At 67.2% G+C, this 25835-nt stretch carries 29 protein-coding genes and 1 tRNA gene; 15 read left to right on the top strand and 15 right to left on the bottom strand.

The genetic code is table 11. The features are described 5' to 3' along the window. Positions 1-106 precede the first annotated feature (106 nt). The 4 genes from FFS10_RS07705 to FFS10_RS07690 all read left to right on the top strand — a co-directional run bounded on the left by FFS10_RS07705 (position 107) and on the right by FFS10_RS07690 (position 4339). Entirely contained in the window at positions 107-964 is an 858-nt protein-coding gene (locus FFS10_RS07705) for an HTD2 family dehydratase (RefSeq protein WP_137893214.1), read from the top strand. Continuing rightward, the gene (locus FFS10_RS07700) at positions 961-2169 is read left to right on the top strand and encodes a CaiB/BaiF CoA transferase family protein (RefSeq protein WP_137893212.1); all 1209 of its coding nucleotides are present in this window, start codon (positions 961-963) and stop codon (positions 2167-2169) included. The genes FFS10_RS07705 and FFS10_RS07700 overlap by 4 nt, the downstream gene beginning before the upstream one ends. A 53-nt stretch (positions 2170-2222) precedes the next feature. Further along, positions 2223-3230 carry a Bug family tripartite tricarboxylate transporter substrate binding protein gene (locus FFS10_RS07695; protein WP_137893210.1) on the top strand — a complete coding sequence of 336 codons (1008 nt, stop codon included), beginning with the start codon at positions 2223-2225 and terminating at the stop codon, positions 3228-3230. Between the two features lie 239 nt (positions 3231-3469). After that, positions 3470-4339 carry an IclR family transcriptional regulator gene (locus FFS10_RS07690; RefSeq protein ID WP_137893208.1) on the top strand — a complete coding sequence of 290 codons (870 nt, stop codon included), beginning with the start codon at positions 3470-3472 and terminating at the stop codon, positions 4337-4339. A gap of 243 nt (positions 4340-4582) precedes the next feature. Here FFS10_RS07690 and FFS10_RS07685 read toward each other — a convergent pair whose 3' ends face one another. Together FFS10_RS07685 and FFS10_RS07680 are read right to left on the bottom strand one after the other, a co-directional pair. Beyond that, positions 4583-5017, bottom strand: a complete 435-nt coding sequence (locus FFS10_RS07685; protein ID WP_249931202.1) for a hypothetical protein — start codon at positions 5015-5017, stop codon at positions 4583-4585. 17 nt (positions 5018-5034) lie between these two features. Beyond that, a complete protein-coding gene (locus FFS10_RS07680) occupies positions 5035-5334 on the bottom strand; it encodes a hypothetical protein (RefSeq protein ID WP_137893206.1) in 300 nt (99 codons plus the stop codon). Positions 5335-5878: 544 nt separating this feature from the next. Here FFS10_RS07680 and FFS10_RS07675 point away from each other — a divergent pair. Both FFS10_RS07675 and FFS10_RS07670 read left to right on the top strand, forming a co-directional pair. Then, entirely contained in the window at positions 5879-6205 is a 327-nt protein-coding gene (locus FFS10_RS07675) for a helix-turn-helix transcriptional regulator (RefSeq protein ID WP_137893205.1), read from the top strand. Positions 6206-6211: 6 nt separating this feature from the next. Further along, on the top strand, positions 6212-7549 hold the full coding sequence (locus tag FFS10_RS07670) for a HipA domain-containing protein (protein WP_137893203.1): 1338 nt from the start codon (positions 6212-6214) through the stop codon (positions 7547-7549). Positions 7550-7998: 449 nt separating this feature from the next. On the opposite strand, the gene FFS10_RS07665 is transcribed toward FFS10_RS07670, so the two are convergent. The 4 genes from FFS10_RS07665 to FFS10_RS07650 are packed head-to-tail and all read right to left on the bottom strand — an operon-like array spanning position 7999 to position 11142. After that, complete coding sequence (locus FFS10_RS07665; protein WP_137893201.1) at positions 7999-8712, bottom strand: DUF2293 domain-containing protein; 714 nt, start codon at positions 8710-8712, stop codon at positions 7999-8001. A 44-nt stretch (positions 8713-8756) separates the two neighbouring features. Continuing rightward, a complete protein-coding gene (locus FFS10_RS07660) occupies positions 8757-9425 on the bottom strand; it encodes a hypothetical protein (RefSeq protein WP_137893199.1) in 669 nt (222 codons plus the stop codon). Beyond that, positions 9422-9601 carry a hypothetical protein gene (locus FFS10_RS07655; protein WP_137893197.1) on the bottom strand — a complete coding sequence of 60 codons (180 nt, stop codon included), beginning with the start codon at positions 9599-9601 and terminating at the stop codon, positions 9422-9424. The genes FFS10_RS07660 and FFS10_RS07655 overlap by 4 nt, the downstream gene beginning before the upstream one ends. 23 nt (positions 9602-9624) lie before the next feature. Next, on the bottom strand, positions 9625-11142 hold the full coding sequence (locus tag FFS10_RS07650) for a Fic family protein (RefSeq protein WP_249931201.1): 1518 nt from the start codon (positions 11140-11142) through the stop codon (positions 9625-9627). 66 nt (positions 11143-11208) lie between these two features. On the opposite strand from FFS10_RS07650, the gene FFS10_RS07645 reads away from it, so the two are divergent. Next, positions 11209-11469, top strand: coding sequence for a hypothetical protein (locus FFS10_RS07645; protein WP_137893195.1), 261 nt, complete (start codon positions 11209-11211; stop codon positions 11467-11469). Positions 11470-11577: 108 nt separating this feature from the next. Here the strand turns inward: FFS10_RS07645 and FFS10_RS22950 are convergent, their stop codons facing one another. Then, positions 11578-11727 (bottom strand): hypothetical protein, encoded by a 150-nt coding sequence (locus FFS10_RS22950; RefSeq protein ID WP_171016147.1) that lies wholly within the window; start codon positions 11725-11727, stop codon positions 11578-11580. A gap of 263 nt (positions 11728-11990) precedes the next feature. Between FFS10_RS22950 and FFS10_RS07640 the strand changes: the two genes are divergently transcribed. The 5 genes from FFS10_RS07640 to FFS10_RS23420 all read left to right on the top strand — a co-directional run bounded on the left by FFS10_RS07640 (position 11991) and on the right by FFS10_RS23420 (position 14632). Further along, positions 11991-12290 (top strand): BrnT family toxin, encoded by a 300-nt coding sequence (locus tag FFS10_RS07640; RefSeq protein WP_137893193.1) that lies wholly within the window; start codon positions 11991-11993, stop codon positions 12288-12290. Beyond that, positions 12274-12540 carry a BrnA antitoxin family protein gene (locus tag FFS10_RS07635; protein WP_137893191.1) on the top strand — a complete coding sequence of 89 codons (267 nt, stop codon included), beginning with the start codon at positions 12274-12276 and terminating at the stop codon, positions 12538-12540. The genes FFS10_RS07640 and FFS10_RS07635 overlap by 17 nt, the downstream gene beginning before the upstream one ends. A 27-nt stretch (positions 12541-12567) precedes the next feature. After that, on the top strand, positions 12568-13500 hold the full coding sequence (locus tag FFS10_RS23430) for an SNF2 helicase-associated domain-containing protein (RefSeq protein ID WP_137893189.1): 933 nt from the start codon (positions 12568-12570) through the stop codon (positions 13498-13500). Beyond that, the gene (locus FFS10_RS23425) at positions 13394-13933 is read left to right on the top strand and encodes an Arm DNA-binding domain-containing protein (RefSeq protein WP_249931200.1); all 540 of its coding nucleotides are present in this window, start codon (positions 13394-13396) and stop codon (positions 13931-13933) included. Before FFS10_RS23430 ends, FFS10_RS23425 begins: the two co-directional genes overlap by 107 nt. Before the next feature lie 141 nt (positions 13934-14074). Beyond that, complete coding sequence (locus FFS10_RS23420; RefSeq protein WP_249931199.1) at positions 14075-14632, top strand: tyrosine-type recombinase/integrase; 558 nt, start codon at positions 14075-14077, stop codon at positions 14630-14632. Between the two features lie 101 nt (positions 14633-14733). Here FFS10_RS23420 and FFS10_RS07620 read toward each other — a convergent pair. From FFS10_RS07620 to FFS10_RS07605, 4 genes are all read right to left on the bottom strand, one after another. Next, positions 14734-14824 (bottom strand) — tRNA-Ser (locus FFS10_RS07620). A 41-nt stretch (positions 14825-14865) separates the two neighbouring features. Continuing rightward, positions 14866-16176, bottom strand: coding sequence for a serine--tRNA ligase (gene serS / locus FFS10_RS07615; RefSeq protein WP_137893187.1), 1311 nt, complete (start codon positions 16174-16176; stop codon positions 14866-14868). A 43-nt stretch (positions 16177-16219) separates the two neighbouring features. Next, the gene (gene ispH, locus FFS10_RS07610; protein WP_137893185.1) at positions 16220-17191 is read right to left on the bottom strand and encodes a 4-hydroxy-3-methylbut-2-enyl diphosphate reductase; all 972 of its coding nucleotides are present in this window, start codon (positions 17189-17191) and stop codon (positions 16220-16222) included. Then, on the bottom strand, positions 17191-17634 hold the full coding sequence (locus tag FFS10_RS07605) for an FKBP-type peptidyl-prolyl cis-trans isomerase (protein ID WP_137893183.1): 444 nt from the start codon (positions 17632-17634) through the stop codon (positions 17191-17193). Before FFS10_RS07605 ends, ispH begins: the two co-directional genes overlap by 1 nt. Positions 17635-17720: 86 nt before the next feature. Here FFS10_RS07605 and radC point away from each other — a divergent pair, with 86 nt between their 5' ends. Both radC and FFS10_RS07595 read left to right on the top strand, forming a co-directional pair. After that, a complete protein-coding gene (gene radC, locus FFS10_RS07600) occupies positions 17721-18398 on the top strand; it encodes a RadC family protein (RefSeq protein ID WP_137893181.1) in 678 nt (225 codons plus the stop codon). Continuing rightward, the gene (locus FFS10_RS07595) at positions 18395-19042 is read left to right on the top strand and encodes a Smr/MutS family protein (protein ID WP_137893179.1); all 648 of its coding nucleotides are present in this window, start codon (positions 18395-18397) and stop codon (positions 19040-19042) included. The genes radC and FFS10_RS07595 overlap by 4 nt, the downstream gene beginning before the upstream one ends. A 12-nt stretch (positions 19043-19054) precedes the next feature. On the opposite strand, the gene FFS10_RS07590 is transcribed toward FFS10_RS07595, so the two are convergent. From FFS10_RS07590 to FFS10_RS07575, 4 genes are all read right to left on the bottom strand, one after another. Beyond that, entirely contained in the window at positions 19055-20284 is a 1230-nt protein-coding gene (locus tag FFS10_RS07590; protein ID WP_137893177.1) for an MFS transporter, read from the bottom strand. Next, on the bottom strand, positions 20277-20684 hold the full coding sequence (locus tag FFS10_RS07585; protein ID WP_137893175.1) for a group II truncated hemoglobin: 408 nt from the start codon (positions 20682-20684) through the stop codon (positions 20277-20279). Before FFS10_RS07585 ends, FFS10_RS07590 begins: the two co-directional genes overlap by 8 nt. 11 nt (positions 20685-20695) lie before the next feature. Beyond that, positions 20696-23242 carry an ABC transporter permease gene (locus FFS10_RS07580; protein WP_137893173.1) on the bottom strand — a complete coding sequence of 849 codons (2547 nt, stop codon included), beginning with the start codon at positions 23240-23242 and terminating at the stop codon, positions 20696-20698. A gap of 188 nt (positions 23243-23430) precedes the next feature. Further along, the gene (locus tag FFS10_RS07575; RefSeq protein ID WP_249931198.1) at positions 23431-25479 is read right to left on the bottom strand and encodes a DNA recombination protein RmuC; all 2049 of its coding nucleotides are present in this window, start codon (positions 25477-25479) and stop codon (positions 23431-23433) included. Here FFS10_RS07575 and FFS10_RS23415 point away from each other — a divergent pair. Next, the gene (locus FFS10_RS23415; RefSeq protein ID WP_137893171.1) at positions 25471-25824 is read left to right on the top strand and encodes a hypothetical protein; all 354 of its coding nucleotides are present in this window, start codon (positions 25471-25473) and stop codon (positions 25822-25824) included. The two genes, FFS10_RS07575 and FFS10_RS23415, sit on opposite strands and share 9 nt — an antisense overlap. Positions 25825-25835: the final 11 nt, after the last annotated feature.

The following is a 25835-nucleotide window of genomic DNA, read 5'->3' as shown; positions in this document are numbered from 1 at the left end:
TATAATGCACTAATGCATTTTTGCTAGGGGAAACCCTAGGATATTTCGCGCTGGACGCGGATTTCCGCAAGTCATAGAATTCACTAACACATTTTTTAATTCATAAATGAATTCAACCCACGCAAGCGAACAACTCGCCGAGGCTGGCGAAAGCATCTCCCGGACGGAGACCTGCAGCGTGTCCGCGGTGCGGCGTGTCGCCGCCATGCTGGACCTCGACCCGGACACGGTGGTGGAAGGCGCGCCCCTGCCGCGCGGCTGGCAGTTCATCCTGATGGCCGCGGATACGCGGCGCTCCGCGCTGCGCGCCGATGGATTTCCCGGACTGGGCGTCGCCATGCCCGAGCTGGGACTGCCGCGCCTGCTGCTGGGAGGGAGGGCCGTCTCCTATATGAAGGACATTCCGATCGGCGCCACCGTGCAGCGCACCAGCGCCATGCAAAGCCTGACGCGCAAGACCACGGAGGCTGGTCCGATGGCGATCGCCAGCATCCAGCACGAGCTGAGACTCGGGACCGACGCGACGCCAGCCCTGGTGGAGACGCAGACCTACCTCCTGCTGCCCGCGCGCGAAGGGGCTGCGGCGCCCAGCTCTGCTGCGCGCGTGGACGCGGTGTCCGCCGAAAGAACGATGACCTTCGTGCCGGACGAAACGCTGCTGTTCCAGTATTCCGCACTGGGCTTCAACTCCCACCGGATCCACATCGACCGGTCCCACGCCAGGAACGTGGAAGGCTTCCCTGATCTCGTCGTCAATGGGGGGCTTGCCACGCTGCTACTTACCGAGTTCCTGCGCCGTGACCTGGGCGTGACGCCTTCGGCGCTGAAGGTGCGCCACGTGGCGCCGCTGTTCTGCGGGCGGCAGATCACCCTGGCCGCGAATCGCGACGGTGCGAAATGGCGGCTGCAGGCCTACGACGACCGGAACGTCCTGGCCGTCGAAATGGAGGTCAATGTCCAATGAGCTTCGAACCCTTGAAAGGTATCCGTGTCCTCGACCTGACGAGCGTGGTGGTCGGGCCCGTGTGCACCTGGCGCCTGGGACAGTACGGCGCCGAGATCGTGAAGGTCGAGAGTCCGGAGGGTGATCTGATGCGCGGCCTGGGCGGCTTATCGCCCACCGGCCAGCACTCGGGCGCCTACCTGCACTTCAACCGCGGCAAGCGCAACATCTGCCTCGACCTGAAGCAGGAAGGCGCCAGACAGGCCATCGACCGGCTCATCGCGTCGGCCGATGTCATCGTCGCCAACATGCGCCCGCAGGCCCTCGAGCGACTGGGGCTCGACGCGGCCACCGTGCGTGCCAGACATCCCGACAAGGTCTACTGCCTGATCACCGGCTACGGCACCGACGGTCCGTACGCGGGCCGCCCCACGTACGACAGCGTCGTGCAGGGCGTCACGGGCATGGCCGGGCTCATGCTGGCACGCGACGGCGAACCGGCCTATGTCCCAATGCTCATTTGCGATCACGTGGCCGGAGAGATCGCGGCGGGAGCGATTCTTGCCGCACTCGTGGAACGAAAGGCCAGCGGTGCGGGCTGCAGCATCGAGGTGCCGATGTTCGAGACCATGGCCGCTTTCGTGCTGCAGGAACACCTCGCGCAGCAAAGCTTCGACCCGCCCGTCGGCCCACCCGGCGATCTTCGGCTGCTGAGCCCACACAACAAGCCGGTGAAGACCGCGGATGGTTGGATCTCGTTCACCATCAACACCGACCCGCAGGTGCGCGCATTCCTCAAGGCCACCGGCCGGCAGCACCTGCTCGACGACCCCCGGTTCACAACCGTCGCGGCGCGTGCACGCTATGTCTCCGAATGGTTCGAAATCCGTGGTGCGCCGTTGACGAGCCGGACGACGGCCGAGTGGCTCGAAATCCTGCGCGCTGCGGACGTCGCCGTCCAGCCCTGCCACACGCTCGAGACCCTGCCTCGTGACCCACACCTCGAGGCGGTCGGGCTGATCGGCTTCGAGCAGCATCCGACCGAAGGCCGGACGGCAGCGATCCGCTCGTCAATCCGCTTCGGGGACGCTTATCCGCCGAGACGCCCGCCTGCTCAGCCCCGCGGGGCGGACACCCGCGAGCTGCTGCGCGAGATCGGCTACGAAGCCGACGCCATCGAGGCGCTGCTGTCCGCCGGCGCTGCACAGGCCGCGCCCTCCAATTGACCCATAAGCGCAACCTCGCGCCGGCTCCCGGCGCTCCATCAAGGAACCGTTGAATGATGAGCTCAAATCCCTTCGGCCACCCCGCCCGCTGGCTGGACCGTCGGCAACTGCTGAAATCGGCAGCCGCCGGCCTCGCCACACTCCCATTCGGCTTGCATGCCCAGGACTATCCGTCGCGCCCGATCCGCCTGGTCGTGCCATTTCCGCCGGGCGGACCGACGGACGTGCTCGCTCGCATCGTCGCGACGCGCCTGGCCGAGAAGCTGAAGCAGCAGGTCATCGTCGACAACAAGCCGGGGGCGAGCGGGATGATCGGCGCCGACATGGTCGCGAAAGCTGCGCCAGACGGCTACACGCTGCTGGCCAACGCGTCGATCCACGTGATCAACCCGAGCCTGTACGCGAAGCCGCGCTACGACGCGATTGCCGACTTCGCGACCGTCAGCAATCTCGCCGATGTGCCCCTGGTGCTCGCCGTGCATCCCAAGGTCCCGGCGCGGTCGGTGAAGGAACTGGTCGCGCTGGCCAAGTCTGCCAAGACACCGCTCGCCTTTGCCTCGGCGGGCAACGCGACGTCGCAGCATCTTTCCGGTGAGGCCTTCAAGCTCGCCGCCGGCATCGACATGCTGCACGTGCCGTATAAGGGCAGCGCACCTGCGTTGACGGATTTGGTGGGTGGGCAGGTCCAGCTGATGTTCGACTCGTTGCCCTCGAGCATGCCGTTCATCAAGTCCGGCGCGATCCGCGCGTTGGCGGTGACGACGCCTCGGCGGTCCCTGGCGTTGCCAGATGTGCCTACAGTTGCCGAGAGCGGATTCCCTCAATTCAGCATCAGCACCTGGTACGGCGTGTGGGCACCGGCGGGCACACCGGCCGGGCTGGTGCAGCGCTTGTCCAGCGAGATCGCGGCCATCGTCCGCCTGCCGGACGTTCGCGAGCAGTTCGCCAGCCTGGGCGCCGAGCCGGTCGGCAACACCCCCGAAGAGTTCGCCGCATTTGCCAAGTCGGAACTCGCGAAATGGGCCCGGATCGTCAAGCAGTCGGGGGCGAAGGTCGACTGAAGTCAACGGTCCCGCAGAAGAAGAGCAACATGCTGGCCGAGGTTCTGGGCGAGCATCCGCGCGAGACGGGCATGGTGCACGACTTGTGGCCATGGCCTTGAACCGCCCGCGGCGGCCGGTCTCTGAGCTGCTCCCTGCACCAGGTTCCCGGACTTTCTTCTGCTCTGACGCACAATAACGAGGATGAATCGAAGCCCAGGAACGCCGATGTTGCGGTGGGCAATGAATCGGAGCGCGACATGAAAGACGACAGGAATGAAGTGGCCACGGTGGCCGAAGCCGAAGGTCGGTTGTACTCGGCGCCGGCGCTGGAAAAGGGGCTCGATATCCTCGAGACGCTCTGCCGCAGCGAGCAGCCCTTGTCGCAGAAGGACATCGCCCAGCGCCTGGGCCGCAGCGTCGGTGAGATCTACCGGATGGTCGCGTGTCTGGTCAACCGCAACTACGTGACCCTCGTCGACGAGAACTGCTACGGGATCACAACCAAGCTGTTCGAGCTGGCTCACATCAATCCGCCAACGCACCGCCTTCTCTTCGAGGCCGCGCCGATCATGCAAAGGCTGGCCGGCGAACTCGATCAGTCTTGCCACCTCACGGTTTACGGTCAGGGCAAGCAGGTGGTGCTGTGCAAGGTCGATACGCCCAGTGGCATGGGATTTGCGGTCCGTGCCGGCGCGGAACTCGACGTGCTGATCTCCGCGTCCGGGCGCGTCCTGCTGGCGTTCCAGGACGAAGAGACCCGCAAGCTGCGCATCGAGGAGTCGCTGCAGCGGCGGCCGGAGCAGGCCGACCCGCAGATCGACAGCGTTCTCGATTCGATCCGCACCGCAGGCTATGAATCCATCCCGAGCGTACAGGTCCGCGGACTGTATGCCGTCAGCTTCCCGATCCTGGACACGCAGGGGCGCGCGATGGCCGCACTGACAGTCCCGTACGCCGAGCGGATTGACCAGGGGCAGCGAAAGTCGATCCCGGAAGTGACCGAGGCGCTGGGCGCCGCGGCTCGTACCCTGTCAGCGCGGATTGGCGGGATGGTGTCATCAAGCGGCTTGAACGTCACGGAGAAGGTGGAGGTCCTGAGGCGGACGGCGCGGCCCAGCGGACGCTGAGCCTGCGAGCTGGATCACGGCGGCGCGGTCGTTGACGTACCCCGGAATTGGGCGGCTGAGAATGGCCGCCGAAATCGGGGCATTCAGGGGCTGAGAAGCCAAACAGAGAGTACGCGCATCGCGCCGTAGCCCGCACTAACCTCGAGCGCCGCGTCCCGCGCGCCGGCCAGGACACCTGATCGCCATCGGCGGCCGGCGTTCGGCACTACCCCGCCCATAATGATCGCTTGCCCGGCCCGTCTCCTAGAGCCTCCGACACGCGATTCGCCCCAGTGCAGCCGCTTCGACGGCGCTGGCCATCGCGTCTGAGGGATGCCATGTTCCTCCTTGTGCAATGAACCGCGCGGCGGCGTCGAGAACCCTTTGCTCGCTCCCGGAAATATCGAACGCGGGATCAAGCGCCGATTCGGCAAGGGCCCATTGCTGTTTGACAAACCTGCCCGAGTCAATTCGGCCCTTGTCGTCGAAAGACAGCATGGCGAACGTCCTGCGGAGCACGCGGACTGGGGCGCGACCATCCAACTCGACGACCAAGTCGGCCATGCGCACTCTTTGCGCCGCAAAGACCGGCAAGACATGGGCATCCGGATCCCGCAGCATCCGGTCAAACAGCGTGTTCGCCAGGCGATAGAGGCTTCCATCCTGAGCGATGAGAAACCGGCGGGAGGACAGGCTCATCGCTTCACCGCCTGAGGTCAGCTGCCAAGATCAGGGCGTTCACTGAGATCCCACAACGTGCCTTGCCAGTTCGAGATCCGACCCTCCGCCTTGCACCTTGCGCATGACCATAGGATGGCGTCGTCTTGCGCGATCGTCGCTTCGACCGCGCTCTTCTTGCACTTGAAGCAGCTCGGGGCCATGACACCCGTGCCGTCGAAGTCACTGGCGCAGGCGATCACCATTGCGTGAAAGTCAGCCATGGCCTTGGCAGGCCCTCGGCGCGCTGCGATGGCGCCCTTCTCGTCAAGAAAGTGTCTTGCGTCGGTGATGTACATGGGGAATCGGATTCGGGGCGATAGGGCAACGCCAGACGCGAGAATGCCACATCTCACGCACCAGCAGCGGATGGGGCCAGCCTCGCCGCAGCCGATCCAGGCAACCGAAGCGAGACGGTGGTTGTGACATGAGCGATCGTCCTCACTGTGCCTCGCCGACGTGGAAAGTCCAGCCTGTGCAGCCGGGAATCCGGCGCCTGCCACCGCCAGCACCCGACAGTTGGTTACCGGTGCGTGACTCGCCTCGTTCGCCGTGCGTGATGACCGATGCGCCGTCCCACGAGAACATGGCTAAAACTCAGAGCGGCAACGGTCGGCTAGGCTCGCACGGTGCGCCGCTCTTCCTTCGGACGGTGCGCGCCGGCCGCCAGCGCCTGCTTGAGCTGCTCGATGTCCGGCGCCAGCAGCGCGCAGCTCACTCGAGTAGTCCAAAATTCTAGACTTTTCCCGTTGAAATTGGGCGTTGCCACATAAAGTCTAGATTCCTAGACTAATCCGTTGACCAAGCTAGGCAACAGGCATAAAATCTAAAAATCTAGTCTTTATGAAACGCGTCAAACCTCTCCCGCCTCCGACGGACCTCGTCGTGCCCGACAGCCAGGCTTTCGGGGCGTCGATTCGAATCGCGCGCTGTGCTGCTGGGATGACCCTCAGCGAAGCAGCGCTGTTGCTGGGCATTGCACGGCAGACCCTCATCAACCTCGAGACCGCGAAGAGCAGCGTCAGCTTGGAAACCGCCCTGCGCGCGGCTCGTGAATTCGGCGTCTCCATTCTGGCGGTTCCCGCAGGCCAGCGCGAGACCGTGCGCCGCGTCTTGTCTGCGTTGGTGCCCGACGCCGAAAATAAAGGCAGCACCTCGCCGGGTCGCTAATTGGATATGGTCACGTTGGATGTCTGGATTCGCGATGAGTTGGTGGGTGTTCTGGCGCACGACCCCCAAGCCAACCGGTTCCGCTTCGACTACACAGCCGATTGGCGAAAGGCAGAGCATCGCTTTCCCCTGAGTCCGCAGATCCCGTTGCAGCGGCCCGAGGGTGAAACAGCGGAACAGCACAGCGCCCAGGTTCGGCAGTTTTTCGAGAATCTCCTCCCGGAAGGAGAAGCCCTCGACCATGCGGCACAGGCGGCCGGCACGGCACGCTCCAACCTCGTCGGGCTGCTGGTGCACCTCGGCAAGGAAACCGCCGGGGCATTGCGCGTCACCCTCACCGGCCAGAGGGCGGACGTGGCGGCCGAGGCCGAGCTTCGCGAGGTCACGCCGGCCCAGCTCTCGCAGCGCATTCGGGAACGCGAGAACCTTCCGTTCTCGGTCTGGGATGGAAAGGTACGTCTCTCCATTGCGGGCTACCAAGACAAGATTGCCGTGTACGAGCGCGAGGGCAGGTGGTACCTCGTCGAAGGCGGGAGGCTCGCTTCAACTCAGATCGTGAAGCCGGTCCCGGTGCGCGAGCAGCTTGCGAGCCTGCCGGCCAACGAACACATGAGCATGCAACTGGCGCGTCGTGTCGGGCTGGAGGTTGCGCAGACGCGGCTTGTCTACGTCCCGGAGCCGGTTCTGCTGGTGAGGCGCTTCGACCGCGTCGAAGTCGGGGACGAAGTCAGGCGCCTTCATATCGTGGACGGCTGCCAGGCCTTGGGCCTGGCTGTGGCGATGAAGTACGAGCGGGCGTACGGAGACGCCCCTGAAGTCGCCCACCTGCGGGACGGCGTGAGCCTCCCCAAGCTCTTCGCGCTGATTGACCACAGTCCGGTGCCCGCGGTGGACAGGCTGGGTCTGCTGCGCTGGGCGATCTTCCAGGTCCTTATCGGCAACACGGACGCGCACGGCAAGAACGTTTCGTTCTTCTGTGATCGGCAGGGCCTTCGCCTGGCCCCGGCATACGACCTGGTCTGCATGGAAGCGCTGGACGCCGGCTTCGGACATTCGTACGCGATGGCCATCGGGGATGCCTTCTCGGAAGACCAGTTGACCCCCTATGAGTGGGCACATTTCGCGTACCTCTGCAAGCTGCCGTTCAGACTGGTGGCGCACGAACTCGGTGCCCTGGCCGACAAGGCGCTCGCCGCCATGGATGACCTGCTGGCCGAGATGGGCCAACACGCGGTGCCCAGGCCGGTAGCGCAGCGATTCAAGGAGGTCGTCGCCGCAACCTGTATGCGCCAGCGCGCGCATGCCAAGCAGATCGCGCGGTTCAAGCGCTCTGACTTCGAGTGAGCTCGATCGGGCTCACTGACGGCCGCGCGTGTGGCCGGAGCGACGCCTGGCGCATCCTGGCGAAGCGCGGAGAATCCCGCTCGGCGGCCCGATTGTCTGTGGTGTGAAGCTGCAGATTCCGGATTGCCGCTGGTCGGTTTGGTGTACCCCAGGTTGTACCCCAGCAGATAGGACGAATCGGTGAGAGTGAGTGCTGGCGCCGCGGGCGGCTGATTTTTGGATTCCGACCCAGGCAACCGAGGCGGGAGGTCGTCGTGATATGAGCGATCGTCCTCACCGCCCGTCCCCGACGTGGGGAGTCCAACCTGTGCAGCCGGGAATCCGGCGCCCGCCACAGTCACCTCCCGACCATTGGGTGCTAGCGCGTGACTCGCCGCGTTCGCGGTGCGTGATGGCCGGTGCGCCGCCCCACAAGACCAGGACTGGATCTCAGAGCGGCATCGGTCGGCTCAGCACGCTCTTGGACTACCCGTTTGCTGCCCTGCGACGTCCGAGCGTAGCTGCCATTGGTACAGGACGGAATGAACCTGGTCCTTGACCTGCCGGCGGGCTTCGTGCCTATCCTGGCCGGCGGCGAGGAACTGATCGTATGGGGTCTTGGCGTGGCGGATGTGTGCAAGCACAGCAAGGCGTACGGCATCTTCCTCGAGATCCTTTGCGGCGGCCGAGCGCCCCACCCGTCTGCTGTACTTGAGGCAGGCGTGTTCTGCGACGGTGTGCTCTGTTCCGGCGGGGCAGCTCGGAAACAACTGACGCACTCGCTGCGCAAAACGCTCGATGTACTCTTGGTCGAAATCCGCGCGCCGCTGCGCCTCGCGCTCTCGATGACGTGCGCGCGCGTCAGCATCGGCCAGGCACTCCGCTTCGGCCCGCGCAAGTCCGGCTTCCTCGACCAGAACACCCTGTCGCTCGTAACGCTGGCGGGCGCGGCTCCACTTGAGAACTACAGCGGACAGCGTGGAGTGCGTTCGTGCCCGACGGGTCAGGGCGGCGTTCCCGGGTGGCAGGAAAACGAGGTGGTCGAGGTCAGCGCAGGACAGGCAAAGGGCGCCGCGCTCCCCGGCCAGGGTGATCCACGCGTGGTGTCCGAGCTTCTGGCCACAGTCGTCGCAGCTGGATTCGCCGGTAGGAATGAATACCTTGAGGTCAGGCGTTTCATGCATGGTCGCACCGGGATGGCTTTGAACTTGGTTGCGGGCGGGCCCAGTCACCGCTGGGCCGGGGCAAGTGCGGTGAGCGCTGCCTGTTGCGCAGCGGTGGCGACACGCCAAGCTTGCGCCATGTGGTGGCGCCGATCATGGCCGGCGAAGTGCGTGATCGCTTGGTCGACAATCCGTGCGAACGCCTCGGCCGCGGCGGTCTCGGCCAGGCACCGAAAGTAGGCTGGGAACGCCGCACGCCAGTGCACGCCGACATCCCGGGCGCTGCCCTCGTCGGCGAAGAAGATCAGGTCGTCGTGTCCCTCGTCGATATGCCGCAGCAGACCGAAGAGGAGCTCGAATGCCTCCCGCACCGCAGGCTGCGGGCCGGTGTCTGCTTCGCTGATGCACTTGCTCACAAGCCGGTCAAACTCGGCGATAAATGCATCTGTCCCCTTGGACCTCTGCGTGCAGTTCCGGCCGTTGACGGCGAAACTCTCGTAGTAGGCGCCGCTCATGCTGTTCGCATGAAACTCGCGCACCTCATCAAGCAAGGAGGGCGCGTCTGTCGTCGCGTTCCCGGGGACCTCGATCTGCACGAAGTCACCCAGCAGCGCGGGCAAGGCGGCACTCGGCACCAACGCAGCTGCCCGCTCGGCAATGATGAGGGGCTCGCCGCGGCTCAGCTGGCGCAGCGAGAGGCGTATCTTCGCCAAATCCGAAGGGCTGCCAGTCATTCTCGGGACTTCCCTGGCCTGGGCAGGTGGAACGGGCCACCGCCCGGCCAGACGAAATGTGTCGCGTAGGCCTGCTCGAGCTTCGCCTCACCGGACTTGGTAAAGCGCAGGCGCTGCCTAGCACCCTTGCTGTGGTGCATGTCGTTTTCGAATTCCACTTCGAGGTGCAAGGCCACCAGCCACTCCCTTTACTGCTTTGTCAGTCTTGGCCTTCGTCTTCGTCTTCGGTCAGCGGCAGCCCCTGCATGGCGCGGCTCACCGCCATCTCGACGGCATCCAGCACATGATCCGGAACGCGCTCCGCGAACCGCTTGCGGCGTCTGTTCGACAACTTGCCGCCGTTCTGAAAGATGGTGACGATCAAGGTGGTGAGGTCGCTGCTTCTCAAATCGTAGCGATCGTTGATGAAGCGGGCGACACGGTCGAACAGGCCCAGGAAGTCGACTTCCTGTCGCAGGTGCGTGTCCAGCGCCGCCTCTGCCATGCGCAGCGCAAACTCGGCGCAACCGGTCAGATCCATGTATCGGAACCAGGCGTCGGCGCCCTCCGCCCACTCGTAGCTGTAATGCTCATCGCCTGCCCAGCTGACACCGCACAGCTGCCGGGCGGGCCTGCTGAATGAAGTCAGCGCCTGCAGGTACTGCGCCTCGTGCTTCTTCATCGCCACGGAAATGGGCAGCAGGAACTGCGGCGGCAAGCGCCCGGATTGCCCCAGGCAGTGGTGCATCAGGAAACGCGACAGGCGACCATTGCCGTCCATGAAGGGGTGGATGAGCACGAAGGCAAACGACACCACGGCCGCGTGCACCAGAGGGTCAAGGTGCTGGGGCCGATGGTTGCCCAGGGCCATCAGCTTGTCCATCAACTCCACAGCCAGGTCGGGCCAGGGCGGCACATAGGTCACACCCGCGGCATCCGGAGCGTCCTTTTGCAGGCGGTTCTGCTCGACACGAAACTGCACCGCCTTGTCAAAGGGGTTGGAAATGGCTGCGTTCTGCAGCTCGACCAACAGGCCTTCCGTCAAGGGCCGCCGCTCATGCGCCTGCTTGAGCAGACCTGCGAACAGCGCTGCCTTGTCCTGGCTGGGCGTTTCACCCTCGATGGCGAACGAGCCTTCGGTTTCGCTCAGGTAGGCCCAGGAGAGGGCGCGCTCCAGCATCGCTTCGCCAATGCCATCGGCAAATGCCTGCACCTGACCCAGGATGTCTTTCTGCAGCAGTCGCGTCAGCTCAGGCGTCTTGCGCACCATGGGGCAAAACGACAGATCGCCCAGCCCATTGAACTCGACGCGCCAGCGCGCATCGCGGTGCGGCGCACCGACGATATAGTCTCCCGGGTCAAACAAGGGCACATAGGCGGCGGCCACGCCCGGATCGCCCAGGCCAGGCAGACGCTGTCGATGCAAGCCCTCCCACAGGTGACAGAGCTTGCGTGTGTAGACCCCGTTCGGCGCCGCCCTAACCAGATCAACCAGCTGGTCAGGCGGGATACGGTGCAAGGCCGCAGCCAACAAATCCAGCCGGACCCCTTCATGCTTGATGGCAAACAGGGCCTGTGGCAGCAGACCTTGCGCCGGGGCCAGCTTGTGCGGGACGAGCAAGGCCCCCTCGGGCAGTCGTTCGATGCGGTTGACCGGTGCCAGGCGCGCCTGTTGGGTGCCCAGGAAATCCGGGGCTTCCACAGCGTTCTGGATCCAGGCGTAGCCCACGGTGCTCATGTCAAGCGAACTCCCATTTGCGGAAAAATCTTCAGCATTTAAGAATTATCCTCAGATATGCGCCGCATGAAGAATTTTTCTTCAGAGCCAGCTCAGGCGCTTGCCGACCCCAATCCGGGGCCTGCACAGAAGAAGAATCTTCAGCCGTCCGTCTTTTTCTTCATTTTCGCCACCTTCCGGTGTTTTTCCATCAGACCTGTTGGCGGCGGTTTGGATCCGCATCTATTCGGCGGCGAGGATGCGGTTTGCGCTGCCGGCGGATGTCGATGGGCAGCGATGAACGACAATGGCGGGCTTGTGCAGCTGGAACTGACCGATGTCCCGTAGCAACGCCCTGCAAATTTCGCCCGACAAGGCCGGGCCTTCGCTGACACCGCCGCAGAAGCGATTCAACACGCTCGACTTCACGCCGTTCTGAGGCTGTCCTTGCAGCGATCAGAACGGACCGTTGGGATCGAAGTCGGACATCGGCCGCTGCGGCAGCAGCTGCTCGCGCAGCGCGTGCAGGCACTCGAAGACGGCCAGCGCCTGTTCGGGCGACCCGTGCGTCGGCAGCGGTGGTGGTGGTGCGTCGCGCCGGGTCATGGCGTTTCCTTGCCGGCCTTGCCCGAGCGCCGCCTGGCACGCGCGGCCAGCCGCTCCTGCGCTTCCTTGGCGCGATAGGACTCGCGCCCTCGATGCGCACGACCTCGGCGCGGTGCATGAGGCGGAATTGATTGACTTTGGACGCCATCCTGGGGCGCAGGAAATGTGATTCACTTGACTTGGCGCACCTTGTTGTTGCCCGCCTCTGAACTGTGCTGGCAGTCGCTCTGGCAGGTATTTGTATATGTTAGTAATATACGGAAATGGTTGACTTGGATCAGATCTCGGGCTTCGACTGGGATGACGGGAATGCCCGCAAAAATGACAAGCACGGGGTCTCGACGGCCGAGGTGGAGCAAGTCTTTTTCAATGCACCGCTGCTGATGCTGGAGGATGCCGCGCACAGTCGGGTGGAGCCCCGCTTGCATGCGTTGGGCCGAACCGACGAGGGTCGGCGATTGCACATCACGTTCACCTTGCGCCAGGCAGGCACCTTGATCCGGGTGATCTCAGCCAGGGACATGCACCGAAAGGAGCGAGCCGTTTATGAACAAGCCGACTAAGACCGTTCCCAAGTTCGCGAACGAGGCCGAAGAGCGCGCCTTCTGGGAAAGTCACGATTCCACCGACTACGTGGACTGGTCGAAGGCCCGCAAGGTGGCCTTGCCGAACCTCAAGCCCACGACGAAGACCATTTCGCTGCGCCTGCCGCAGCACCTGCTCGCCTCGATCAAGGCGGCGGCCAATGCGCGCGACGTGCCTTACCAGTCGCTCATCAAGGTCTGGCTGCAGGAAAAGCTCCACGGCCACTGAGCGGGACGGCAGCGTCCTGTCATCCAGATGTACTGGCACGACCATGCGCCCCTGCTGTGCCTGGAGGAGAGCGCAACGGGCGACTTCGCGCTGACGCTCGCTGTCGAGCGCGGCGCTGCCGCGCTGGAGCGCCCCGTAGCCCTGTCGGCCGTGCTGGGCGAAGCACGGTGGGCCAAGGCGCGTTACGGCATCCTGCAGCAGGTGTCGGTGCTGGCGGAGTTCTTCCCGCCGCTCGCCGAGCATGTGCGCAGCGGTGCCGCCGCGCCGCTGGTCCTGGCGCCCGCCGAGCTGCCGGGGTTCCTGTTCGACACCTTGCCGGTGGTGCGCCTGCTGGGCATGCGCGCGCTCCTGCCCAAGGCGCTGGACCGATTGTTACGCCCCCGCTTGTCAATGCAAGTCAAGGGCAGCGTCGGCGGCGCGCCGAGCTTCCTCAAGGCCGGCGACATCTTCGCTTTCGATTGGAAGGTGGCCATCGGAGACCGGTTGGTCTCGCGTGCGGAGTTCGAGCGTCTGGTCAAGAAGGCCACCGGCATCGTGCGCTTCAAAGGCGAGTACGTCTACCTCGACCCGGCGCAGATCGAGCGTCTGCGCGCACAGTTGGACAAGCCGCCCAGGCTCGACGCCGCCGAGCTGATGCGCGTGGCCCTGGCCGGCGAGTATGGTGGCGCGGCGGTCCGGCTCGATGCCCGGGCGCAGCGCATCGTGCAGCAACTCGTCGAGGCCGGCGAGGTGCCCGCGCCGGCCGGCCTGCAGGCCACGCTGCGCCCCTACCACTGGTGCAATCGCACGCCTGATCTGTCCGTCTGGAAAGACACAGGCATTCCTCCGCGACGCGCGGGCACCAGGCCTGCGCGTGCGAGTCACCCCCGCCGGCTCCAAGTCGTTCATCTTCGAAGGCAAGCAGAACCGGGAGACCATTCGCAGAACCATCGGCGACGTACGAGTCTGGAACATCGATGATGCCCGCAAAGAAGCCCGCCGCCTCCAGACCATGCTGGACATGGGCAAGGACCCGCGTGCGGTTGAACGCCAGGAGCGAGCAGAACAGGAAGCCCGTCGCCAAAGTGAGCACGATGAGATCAACCGCCTGAACCTCTTGGGGCTTGATGCCTGGGCCGACTATGTCAGAGAGGGGCAGGAGATGGGGTTCACCAGCCGTGGTTCGTGGAGCGCCCGGCATGTCGCCGACCATGAAGCCATGAGCAATGCCGGCGGCCAGCCCTTCAAGCGGGGCAAAGGCACCGCTGCACCAGGGCCGCTGCATGCCCTGCTGGCCCGCCCCCTGGTGAAGATCGACGCGCGGACCGTGAGCGAATGGCTGAAAACGGAAACCCTGAAACGCCCAGCCCGAGCCGCCCTGGCCTTTCGCCTGCTGCGTGCCTTTCTGAACTGATGCGCCGAGCACCCGACCTATGGCGCCATTGCCCACTCCGAGGCCCACAAGCCCAAGGACGTGCGCCGACTGGTGCGGCGGCAAGCTCCCAAGCAGGACGCGCTGCAGCGAGAGCACCTACCGGCTTGGTTCGAGGCCGTCATGGCCGACATGAACGTGTACGCCAGCGTCTATCTCCAGGCTCTTCTGCTGACCGGGGCGCGCAAGGGAGAGATTGCCGGCATGCGCTGGGAGGACGTGAATTTTCCGTTCGGTGGAAGTCTGACTGTCCGCGATAAGGTGGAGGGCCAGCGAGTCATCCCGTGCCCGCCCTACCTTGGCCACCTGCTGGCAATGCTGCCACGTCGTGGCGACTGGGTTTTCGGCGCCACCGCGCCCACGATGGCACACAACGCCGCTTACAACCACCGCCGTGCCCTCGCCGCCGCAGGCTTGCCTCACATCAGCCTGCATGGCTTGCGCCGCTCGTTTGGCACCCTTGCCGAATGGGTGGAGTGCCCTGCCGGTGTGGTGGCCCAACTGATGGGGCACAAGCCAAGCGCCACCGCCGAGCGGCACTACCGCGCCCGCCCACTCGACCTGCTGCGGCTATGGCACACAAAGATCGAAACCTGGATGCTGGGTCAGGCCGGTGTGCAGTTCGCAGCCAACGCGGAGCCGGACAAGCCGGATGTGATGGCTGGCATGAACGCCAAATGATGCAACCGGCGCCGGTGGCTACATGGTGACTACATGGAGCCCTCGGGGCACAAACTGGAAGGCCCCGTGCTATTTGTACAATAGCATCGGGGCCTTATTCTTGGCGGAGAAGGAGGGATTCGAACCCTCGATACGGTGAAACCGTATACCGGATTTCGAGTCCGGCGCATTCGACCACTCTGCCACCTCTCCTGTGTGTCGAATCCGGGATTCTAGCAGAGGTCCGGAGAGCCTCAGCCGCCGAGCCGCTCCAGGCCACCCAGGTAGGGGCGCAGCACCTCGGGCACATCGACGCTGCCGTCCGCGCGCTGATAGTTTTCCAAGACCGCCACCAGCGCACGGCCCACGGCCAGGCCCGAGCCGTTGAGGGTGTGCACCAGCTCGTTCTTGCCCTGGGCATTCTTGAAGCGGGCCTGCAGGCGGCGCGCCTGGAAGGCCTCGCAGTTGGAAACCGAGCTGATCTCGCGGTAGGTGCCCTGCGCCGGCACCCAGACCTCGAGGTCGTAGGTCTTGGCCGCGCCGAAGCCCATGTCGCCGGTGCAGAGCGACACCACGCGGTAGGGCAGGCCCAGCTTTTGCAGGATGGCCTCGGCGTGGCGCGTCATGTCCTCCAGCGCCTCGTAGCTCTTGTCGGGGTGCACGATCTGCACCATCTCGACCTTGTCGAACTGGTGCTGGCGGATCATGCCGCGCGTGTCGCGCCCGGCGCTGCCGGCCTCGGAGCGGAAGCAGGGCGTGTGGGCGGTGAGCCTGATCGGCAGCTCGGCCTCGGCGACGATCTCGCCCCGCACCAGGTTGGTCAGCGTGACCTCGGAGGTGGGGATCAGGTACAGGGCCTGGGTGTCGGGCTGGGCCTCGCCTTCCTGGCCGCCCTTCTTGACCGCGAACAGGTCGGCCTCGAACTTGGGCAGCTGGCCGGTGCCGCGCAGCGTCTCGGCGTTGACGATGTAGGGCGTGTAGCACTCGGTGTAGCCATGCTCCTGGGTCTGCACGTCCAGCATGAACTGGGCCAGGGCGCGGTGCAGGCGCGCGATAGTGCCGCGCATGAAGCTGAAGCGCGAGCCGGCGAGCTTGACGCCGGTGTCGAAGTCCAGGCCCAGGCCCTCGCCGATCTCCACATGGTCGCGCAGCGCGAAGTCGAAGCTGCGCGGGCTGCCCCAGCGGCGCAGCTCGACATTGCCCGCCTCGTCGGCGCCGATGGGCACGCTCTCGTGCGGCAGGTTGGGCACGGCCAGCAGCAGGGCCTGCAGCTCGGACTGGATGGCCTCCAGCCGCTGGGCCGAGTTGTCGAGCTCGGTCTTGAGCGCGGCCACGGCCGCCATGATGTCGTCGGTGCTCTCGCCCTTGGCCTTGCGCTGACCGATCTGCTTGCTCAGGCTGTTGCGCTGGCTCTGCAGTTCCTCGGTGCGGGTCTGCAGGCTCTTGCGCTCGGCCTCCAGCGTGCGGAAGGCCGCCACGTCGAGGAAGGCCTGCGGCTTCTTGCGGGTCTCGAGCCGCGCGACGGCGGCGTCCAGGTCTTTGCGAAGGAGAAGGATGTCTAGCATCCGGCGATTTTAAGAGCCAGCCGGAACGCCCCTCCCCGACCGCTCAGCGCAGGTGCGCCAGCGGCGCCTCGTCGCCCCCTTCGAGCTTGAGGCCCTTGGGCAGCGGGAACTTCATGGTCTCGGCGATGCCGTCCATCCTGCGCACCGACACCGCACCCAGCGCCTTGATGCGCTCGACCACCTGGCGCACCAGGATCTCGGGCGCCGAGGCGCCGGCCGTCAGGCCCACGCGCAGCTTGCCCTCGAACCAGGCCGGCTGCAGCTCGTCGGCGCTGTCGACCATGTAGCTCTCGGTGCCCAGCTTGCGCGCGACCTCGCGCAGGCGGTTGCTGTTGGAGCTGGTGGGGCTGCCGACCACGATCACCAGGTCCACCTGCGGGCTCAGCAGCTTGACCGCGTCCTGGCGGTTCTGCGTGGCGTAGCAGATGTCCTGCTGCTTGGGCTCGCGCACCTTCGGGAAGCGCGCGCGCACGGCCGCCGCGATGTCGGCCGCGTCGTCCACGCTCAGCGTGGTCTGCGTGACCACGGCCAGCTTCTCGGTCTGCGCCGGCTGCACGCGCGCCACGTCGGCCACGTCCTCGACCAGGTGGATGCCGCTGTCGAGCTGGCCCATCGTGCCCTCGACCTCGGGATGGCCCTTGTGGCCGATCATGATGAACTCGTAGCCCTCGCGGTGCAGCTTGGCCACCTCGACATGGACCTTGGTCACCAGCGGGCAGGTGGCGTCGAAGATGCGAAAGCCGCGCGCCTGGGCCTCGGCCTGCACGGCCCGGCTCACGCCATGGGCGGAGAACACCAGCGTGGCGCCGGGCGGCACCTCGGCCAGATCCTCGATGAAGATCGCGCCCTTGGCCTTGAGGTCGTTCACCACGTAGGTGTTGTGCACGATCTCGTGGCGCACGTAGATCGGGCGGCCGAACTTGGCCAGCGCGCGCTCGACGATCTCGATCGCGCGGTCCACGCCGGCGCAGAAGCCGCGCGGTTCGGCCAGCAGAAGCTCCTGGGGCTTGATCATCACAGCACCCCGATGAGCCGCACTTCGAAGGTCACGGGCTGGCCCGCCAGCGGGTGGTTGAAGTCGAACAGCACCGCGCCGTCCTCGCGCACCTGCTGCACCGCGCCGGCGTAGGAGCCCAGGCCGTCGGGCGTGGGGAACTGCACCACGTCGCCGACCGTGTAGCGCTCGTCGGGGTCGCCCAGCTCGTCGAGCAGCTTGCGCGCCACCCATTGCTGCATGTCGGCGTTGCGCTCGCCGAAGGCCTCGCCGGCCGGGATCTCGAAGGTGGCGTGCTCGCCCTCCTCCAGGCCCAGCAGGCGCTGCTCGACGGCGGGCGAGAGCTCGCCCGTGCCCAGCGACAGCGTGGCCGGCTTGTCGGCAAAGGTGTTGATGATGTCGCCCTGCGGACCGGCGAGGCGGTAATGCAGGGTCAGAAAGGAACCCGGTTGGACAATGGCCATGACAATCCTGTGTGTGCCGCCCGGGCGGCACCGTAAACTGCCCTCCATTGTAAGAACCTGAGCAAATCCCCAGCTGGCAGCCCCCCATGGCGCTCAAAGACATTCCTATCGACGCGCGTCCGCGCGAGAAGCTGATCGCGCGCGGCCCCGGCGCCCTGAGCGACGCCGAGCTGCTGGCCCTGCTGCTGCGCACCGGCCTGGCCGGCAAGAGCGTGCTGCAGCTGGCGCAGGAGCTGCTGCAGCGCTTTGCGGGCCTGCGCGGCCTGCTCAATGCCAGGCTCGAGGACCTCAAGCAGGTCAAGGGCCTGGGCGGCACGGCCAAGCGCGCCGAGCTGGCCGCGGTGCTGGAGCTGGCGCGCCGCGCCCTGGCCGAGCAGCTGAGGGCGCGCGAGGTCTTCGAGTCGCCGGGCGCCGTCAAGGACTACCTGCAGCTGCACCTGGCGGACAAGGCGCACGAGGTGTTCGCCGTGCTGTTCCTGGACAGCCAGCACCGGCTGATCGCCATGGAGGAGCTGTTTCGCGGCACGCTGACCCAGACCAGCGTCTACCCGCGCGAGGTGGTGCTGCACGCGCTGCGCCACCAGGCCGCGGCCCTGGTGCTGGCGCACAACCACCCGAGCGGCGCGGTGCAGCCCAGCCGCGCCGACGAGGCGCTGACCCAGACGCTCAAGTCCGCGCTGGCCCTGGTCGACGTGCGCGTGCTCGACCATGTGATCGTGGGACCGGGCCAAGCCCTGTCCATGGCAGAGAAAGGACTGCTGTGAAGCTCAAATCGCTGCAGGACCTCAAGAAAATCCAGCAACACCTGGCCGAGCAGCAGGCGCGCGCCGCCGCCGAGGCCGCCGCCAGGCAGGCCGCCGAGCGCAAGGCCCAGGCCGAGAAGAACCTGTTCGCGCGCGCCGTCGGCGCCGTTCAGCCCCTGCCCGACCGGCGCCAGGCCCATCTGCCGGCCGCGCCCGCCGCCCCCATCCCGGTGCAGCGCCAGCGCGACGAGCAGGCGGTGCTGCGCGAGGCGCTGAGCGACGAGTTCGACGTGACCACCCTGCTCGACACCGACGAGGCCCTGAGCTTTCGCCGCCCCGGCATAGGCACGGACGTCACGCGCAAGCTGCGCCGCGGCGACTGGACGATACAGCGCGAGATCGACCTGCACGGCCTGCGCAGCGACGAGGCGCGCGAGGCCCTGGGCGCCTTCATCCGCGAGGCGCACAAGCTGGGCCTGCGCTGCGTGCGCGTGGTGCACGGCAAGGGCCTGGGCTCGCCCGGCAAGACGCCGGTGCTCAAGGCCAAGGTGCAGAGCTGGCTGATCCAGAAGAACCAGGTGCTGGCCTTCGTGCAGGCCCGGCCGGCCGATGGCGGGGCCGGGGCGCTGGTGGTGCTGCTCGGGCCCCTGCTCGGCCGCTCCTGAGCCCCGCGGCGCTCACCGCGCCGCGCCAGCCGCGGCCTGACGGCGCCCCTGGTACAGCAGCAGCGCGGCGCACAGCAGCGCCGGCAGGGCCAGAGCCGCATAGCCCGCGCGGTAGCTGCCGGCCGCGCCCGATAAGGCGCCGAACACCGCCGGCCCCAGCACCACGCCCAGGAAGGTGATGGCCAGCGTGCCGCCCGTGGCCATGCTCGCCATGCCCGCCGGCGCCTGGCGAGCCACCTCGGCCAGGTAGACGCCGTTCCAGCCGATGGCCGAGGCGCCGAACAGCGCCAGCACCGCCAGCAGCGCACCCGTGGGCAGGGCCGCGCTCAGGGCCGCCGTGGCCAGGCAGCCGAGCACCATCAGCAGGGCCAGCAGGATCAGGGTGCGCCGCGCGCCCAGGAAGCGGTCCGCCACCCAGCCCCAGGCAATGCGCCCGGCCACGCCGGCCAGCTGCGACGCCGACATGGCCAGGCCGGCGGCCACCAGGGCAAAGCCCAGGTCCTCGTGCAGGTAGGTCACGAGGTAGGTCGTCAGCGAGACCTGGATCGCCGAGAAAAAGAACGAGCACAGGGCCAGCAGGGACAGCGCACGCTGCGACAGCACCAGCCGAACCGGCTGCGCCAGCTGGCCCAGCGCCAGCGGTCGCCGCGGGTCGCGGTCGGCGTCGAGCCGGGCGCGCAGCGGCTGGGCCAGCCAGGCGCAGGCCAGGCTCAGCACGGCCACGCCCAGCAAGGCGCCTTGCCAGCCGACCAGCAGCAGGCTGCCTGGCACCAGGGCGCCGGCAAGCATGCCGCCCAGCGGCACCCCGGTCTGCTTGACCGAGAACACCAGCGACATGCGGTGCAGCGGCGTGGTGCGCGCCAGCAGATGCGAGCTGGCCGGCGTGACCGGGCCGTAGCCCAGGCCGATCAGCAGCGCACCAAGCGCCACCGCCGGCAGCGCGGGCACGGCGCACAGCACCAGGCCCAGGGCGCACAGCAGCAGGCCGATCTGGCTGATGCGGATGGCGCCCAGCCTGGCCACGGCCGCGCCCGAGGCCAGGCTGGCCAGCATCGCCGCGAGGTAAGTCAACGCCACGTAGACGCCGGTCAGCGTGGCGGACACGCCGAGCGCGCGCGCGACCGCCGGCGCCATCACGGGCAGGGTCAGCAGGGCCATGGAGACCATGGACTGCACGGCCAGCGTGATGGCCAGGCTCAGCCAGCCGCCGTCCGCGCCGTTTTCCGGCGCTGCCTCAGCCATGGCGGTTGCGCATCCAGTCCGCGGTCTGGAAGAAGCTCTCGCGCAGGCGCGTGCGCAGGGCCTCGGGCACGCCGGTCTCGCCCATGGCCTGGTCCATGCAGGCCAGCCACTGGTCGCGCTCCTTGATGCCGATGCCGAACGGCATGTGGCGCATCTTCAGGCGCGGATGACCGAACTGGTCGGTGTAGTAGGACGGGCCGCCCAGCCAGCCGCAGAGGAACCAGAACAGCTTGTCGCGCGCGTCCGCCAGGTGGCTGCCATGCGCGGCGCGCAGCTCGGCGTAACCGGGCTCCAGGTCCATCAGGTCGTAGAAGCGGTCGACCAGGGCGCGCACGCGCGCCTCGCCGCCTATCCATTCGTACGGCGTCGCCGCCGCAGGGGTCTTGTCTTCGTTGCTCATCCAGGGTCACCTCATTCGGCCGCGCGGCGCAGGGTCTCCACCACCGGGCGGCGCAGCACGTCGCGCAGGCCCCACCAGCCGGCCGCCAGGGCCAGCAAGGCGCCGGCCAGGGCGCCGGCCAGCGGCACCCAGGGCGAGGCGGTCCAGCTGAACTCGAAGGCATAGCGCGCCATGCCCCAGCCCACGGCCACCGCCACCACGCTGGCCAGCAGGCCCGCCAGCAGGCCCACGCCGGCCAGCTCGGCGCGCTGCACTTGGCGCAGCAGGCTGGCGCGCGCGCCCACGGCGCGCATGATGGCGTACTCGCGCGCGCGCTCCTCGCGCGTGGCCGTGACGGCGGCGAACAGCACGATCAGCCCGGCCGCCAGCGTGAAGCCGAACAGGAATTCCACCGCGCGTATCACCTGCTCCAGCACCCGCTGCACCTGGCCCAGGGTGCTGCTCATGTCCACGCTGGTGATGTTGGGAAAGCGCCGCACCAGGCCGTTGTCGAAGCCCGCCTGGGCCGGCGCCCGGAAGGCCGCCATGTAGGTCGCCGGCACGTCGGCCATGCGGCTGACCGGGTACATGACGAAGAAGTTGGCGCGCATCGAGCTCCAGTCCACCTTGCGCAGCGAGGTGATGCGGGCCTCGCTCTGGACTCCCGCGATGTCGAAGCGCAGCTGGTCGCCCAGCTTGAGGCCCAGGGTCTCGGCAATGCCCGACTCCACGCTGACGGCGCCGGCCTCCTCCTCGGTCCAGCGGCCCGCCACCACCTCGTTGTGCGCAGGGCGCACCGCGCTGTGCGAGAGGTTGAACTCGCGGTCCACCAGGCGCCGCGCCCGGTCCTCGATGTAGTCGTCGGGGCGCACCGCGCGCCCGTTGACCGCGACCAGGCGGCCGCGGAACATGGGATACCAGTCGTACTGCTGCACGCCGCCCTCGTGCAGGGCGCTGCGGAAGGCCTCGCCCTGCTCGGGCATGACGTTGATGACGAAGCGGTTGGGCGCATTGGCCGGCGTGGCCTGGCGCCAGCTGCTGATCAGGTCGGTGCGCAGCAGCACCAGCAGCACCAGGGCCAGCAGGCCCACGGCCAGGCTGCTGACCTGCACCACGGCGTAGGCCGGTCGCGCCGAGATCTGGCGCGTGGCCAGCACCAGCCAGCGCGGCGCCGTGGCCTCGCTGACCACGCGCCGCAGCAGCTTGACGGCCAGCCAGCTCAGGGCCGCGAACAGCGCCACGGCGACGGCAAAGCCGCCGACCGCGATCAGGCCCAGCATGAGATCCGAACTCACGGCCAGCAGCAGGGCCGCGAAGCCCGCCACGCCCAGGCCCAGCACGGCCAGCGAAGCCGGCCTGAGGTTGCCCAGCTCGCGCCGCATCACGCGCAGCGGCGGCACCTGGGCCAGCTGCAGCACCGGCGGCAGGCCGAAGGCCAGCAGCAGGGTCAGGCCCATGCCCAGGCCGAAGGCCGCGGGCCAGACGCTGGCCGCCGGCAGCGCCGCCTCGACCAGGCCGGCCAGCAGCTGCACGAACACATGGTGCACGGCCCAGCCGATCGACACGCCCAGGCTGCTGGCCGCCAGCCCCACCAGCGCGAATTCCATGCTGTAGCCCAGCGCGATGCTGCGCTGGCTCTGGCCCAGCACGCGCAGCATGGCGCAGTCGTCGAGGTGGCTGGCGGCGAAGCCGCGCGCCGCAAGCGCCACGGCCACGGCGCTCAGCAGCGCGGCCAGCAGGGCCACCAGGTTGAGGAATTTCTCGGCGCGGTCCAGGGTCTGGCGCATCTCGGGCCGGCCGCCCTCCAGCGACTCGACGCGCAGGCCGCGCACCTCGGGCTTGCCCACCTCTTCCTCGGCCCAGGCCACGAAACGGCGCACCGGCCGGTCCTCGCCGGCCACGGCCAGGCGCCAGGTCAGGCGGCTGGCGGGCTGGACCAGGCCCGTGGCGGGCAGGTCGGCCTCGTTCAGCATCACGCGCGGCGCAAAGCTCAGGAAGCCGGCGCCGCGGTCGGGCTCGACCACGATGACGCGGGCGATGCGCAGCGCGCTGTCGCCCAGCAGCAGCGCGTCGCCCGGCTTCAGGCCCAGGGCCTCGAGCAGGGGCGCGTCGACCCAGGCCTCGCCGCGCGCGGGAATCTCGCGCGTGGCCTGGCCCGGCGCGCCCGGCGCGTCGGCCACGCTGAGGCCGCCGCGCAGCGGGTAGCCGGGCGCCACGGCCTTGAGCGCCACCAGGCGGCTCGCGCCGCCCTGGGCCTCGCCGGCGCGCGCCATGGTCGGGAAGCTCAGCGTCCTGACCGTGCTCAGGCCCAGGGCCTGTGCGCGCTCGGCAAAGGCGGTGGGCGGGGCGTGGTCGGCAGCGACCACGGCGTCGCCGCCCAGCAGCTGGCGCGCATCGCGCTTGAGCCCGCCCTGCAGGCGGTCGGCGAAGAAGCCGACTGCGGTGAGCGCCGCGACGGCCAGCGTCACGGCCACCATCAAAAGGCGCAGCTCGCCCGAGCGCAGGTCGCGCCAGAGCGTACGCCAGCCCTGGCGCCAGAAGGCCGAGCCGGCGTGCGGAAACGAGGGGGCGGTGTTCATGGCGCCATTATTGGCGCTGGCCATCGACCTTACGCGGCCTGGGGCCGGGCGGCCCCGCCTCGGCCGCGATGCCGCGCGCGACCTCACGTAGGCGCTCGAATAGCTTGGGACCACGAGTCCAGACTTCGCGAGTCGTAACACCGGCCTTGCCAGAAAGAACAGCGCCGCTGTGCCCTGTGACGCTGCAATCAGGACGGCTGAGGCGCGCCACCCTGGCCGCCTTCCCACGGCGTCGAACTCGCAGGGAGTTCCGCTGGCGTGTTGCTGGTGGCAATCCGTGCGAGTTCTTCGACGGCGGAAAGCTCGCTGCGCGCCTCATCGACCAGCGGATGCGGCAGCTTCTTGGTCACCTTGACGCCCAGGTTGCGCAGCATTTCCGCCTGACGGATCACATTTCCCTTGCCGGTGGACAGCCGCTTGTGGGCGTCCGCGTAAGAGTCCTGGGCCTGCTTCAGGCGCGTGCCCACCTGCTCTAGGTCCTTCACAAAGTCGACCAGCTTATCGTAGAGCTCGGCGCCGCGCTTGGCGATGTCCTGCGCATTCTTGCTTTGGGCTTCCTGGCGCCAGAGGTGGGCCACGGTACGTACGACGAAGAGCAGGGTGGAGGGGCTCACCAGTAGGACGTTGCGCCCCCAGGCGTCCATGAAGAGGCGATCGTCATGGGAGATCGCCAGCATGAACGCCGGCTCGATCGGTATGAACATTAGCACGAAGTCCAGGCCGCCACCGTAGAGCTTTTCGTACTCCTTGCTCGACAGGCCCTGCACGTGCTTGCGCACCGAGTCCAGGTGCTTGCGGGCAGCCAGGGCTCGGATATCGTCGGATTCGGTGACGGTGTATTCTTCGTAGGCAATGAGGCTCACCTTGGAGTCGATCACCAGCTTGCGCTGCTCGGGCAGCATGATGACCACGTCGGGCTGGGCGCGACTGCCGTCCTCGCGCACTTGGCTGTCCTGCACGATGTACTCCTCACCCTTGCGCAGGCCAGAGGCCTCAAGCACGCGCTCGAGCACCAGTTCGCCCCAGTTGCCCTGGGCCTTGGTGTTGCCCTTGAGCGCGTTGGTGAGGTTCTTGGCTTCCTGGCTCACGACCTGGTTTAGGGCGACGAGCTGGCGCACCTGTTCGGCCATGGCCGAGCGGTCCTTACTCTCCTGGACGTAGACCTCCTCGACCTTGCCCTTGAACTCGTTGATCTGCAGGCGCAGTGGGTCAAGCAGCTGGCCGAGGTTGGCCTGGTTCTGTTCGGCAAAGCGCCTGGATTTTTCCTCCAGTAGGTCGTTGGCCACGTTCTTGAACTGCTCGGACAGGGTGTTCTTGGCGTCGTCGAGCAGGGCCAGCTTTTCCTGCGACGCCTTGAGCTCGGCCTGCAGCTGGGTGCTTAGCTGCGTGACTTCGGCGGTCAGCCGATTGACCGCGCCCTCGGCATCGGCGCGGGCCTGCTTCTCGGACGCGAGTTCACCGCGCACAGTCGCGAGGCTGTCGCGGTCAGCCGCCAGTTCTGCCCGCAGCGTGGAAGTCTCGGCGCCCGAGGCTTCCTTGAGGCTGGTCAGCAGGTCGGCTGTGTCCTGCAGGGACTTGCGGACCCCCGCCAGTTCGTCTTCGAGCGGCTTGATCCGCGAGACCTGCTCCTCGAGCGTCGCCTTGCGCTCGGTGACCGTGTTCAGCTGGTCGCCGAGCTCCTTGATTCGCTGGTTGGCCGCGGCTAGGCTGTCCTCCAGCGGCTTGATGCGGCCATTCTGTTCCTCCAGAGCGGCGCGCCGCTCGTTGCTGGCGCCCAGGTCGTCCTGGGCTCTCTTGAGCGCTTGCTCCTGGGCGGCGAGATCGTCCTGCAGGGGCTTGATTCGCGACACCTGTTCTTCCAGCGTTGCCTTCTGCGCCGTCACGGTGTAGAGGCTGTCGGTGGCCTGGCGCAGCTGGCTGCGCACCTCGGCCAGGTCCTTGTCCAGGGCCTCGGCCTGCTGGGCGTTGGACAGGGCTAGGGCCGCCTTCTGCGAGGCCTCGGCCGAGACCTGCCGCAGTTCCTCGGCCTGGATGCGCAGGTCCTCCCCGGCCTTGGCCAGGCTCTCCTCCAATCCCTGCACACGCCCGGCGCGCTCCGAGAGCCGGGATACATCGTCACGCGCCGTGTCCAGCTCCTCGCGGCGCTTGTCGTACTGCGCTTTCAGGTCGTTGTAGTTCCCCAGGTCCTGCTTACGCGCCTCCTCCAGGGCCCTTGCGCGTTCACGTAGTTGGGACAACTCGGCCTGGGTGTCGGTTTGCGCCTTGGCGACTGCTGTCTCGACCGCCGACAACTGGCCGCTGCGGGCAACGAACCAAGCCAATGCGGCCCCGAGCACAAGCCCGACAAAAGCGGCCACAAGAATGAAGATCGTTTGCAAATCCAAGGCCAAGCCCTCCAGGTCAATGGAACGATGATGCGTCAAAAATGGATCGGCGCAACCGAGCCATCCCAGAAAAGGAAGGCCAGGGTCAGGGCGTGCGCAGGCGCCAGAATGGCCTGGACGTTCATGGCGGTCGGCGTGGACGTGCTGCTCTACGCCAACGCGGCGCAGCTCCTCGGCCCGCAAGCGGCCGAGCTATAACACAAGCCCGG

This window comes from Ramlibacter sp. 2FC (assembly GCF_005503345.1).
GTDB lineage: Bacteria > Pseudomonadota > Gammaproteobacteria > Burkholderiales > Burkholderiaceae_C > SCMQ01.
This window is presented reverse-complemented; position numbering and strand designations above follow the sequence as displayed.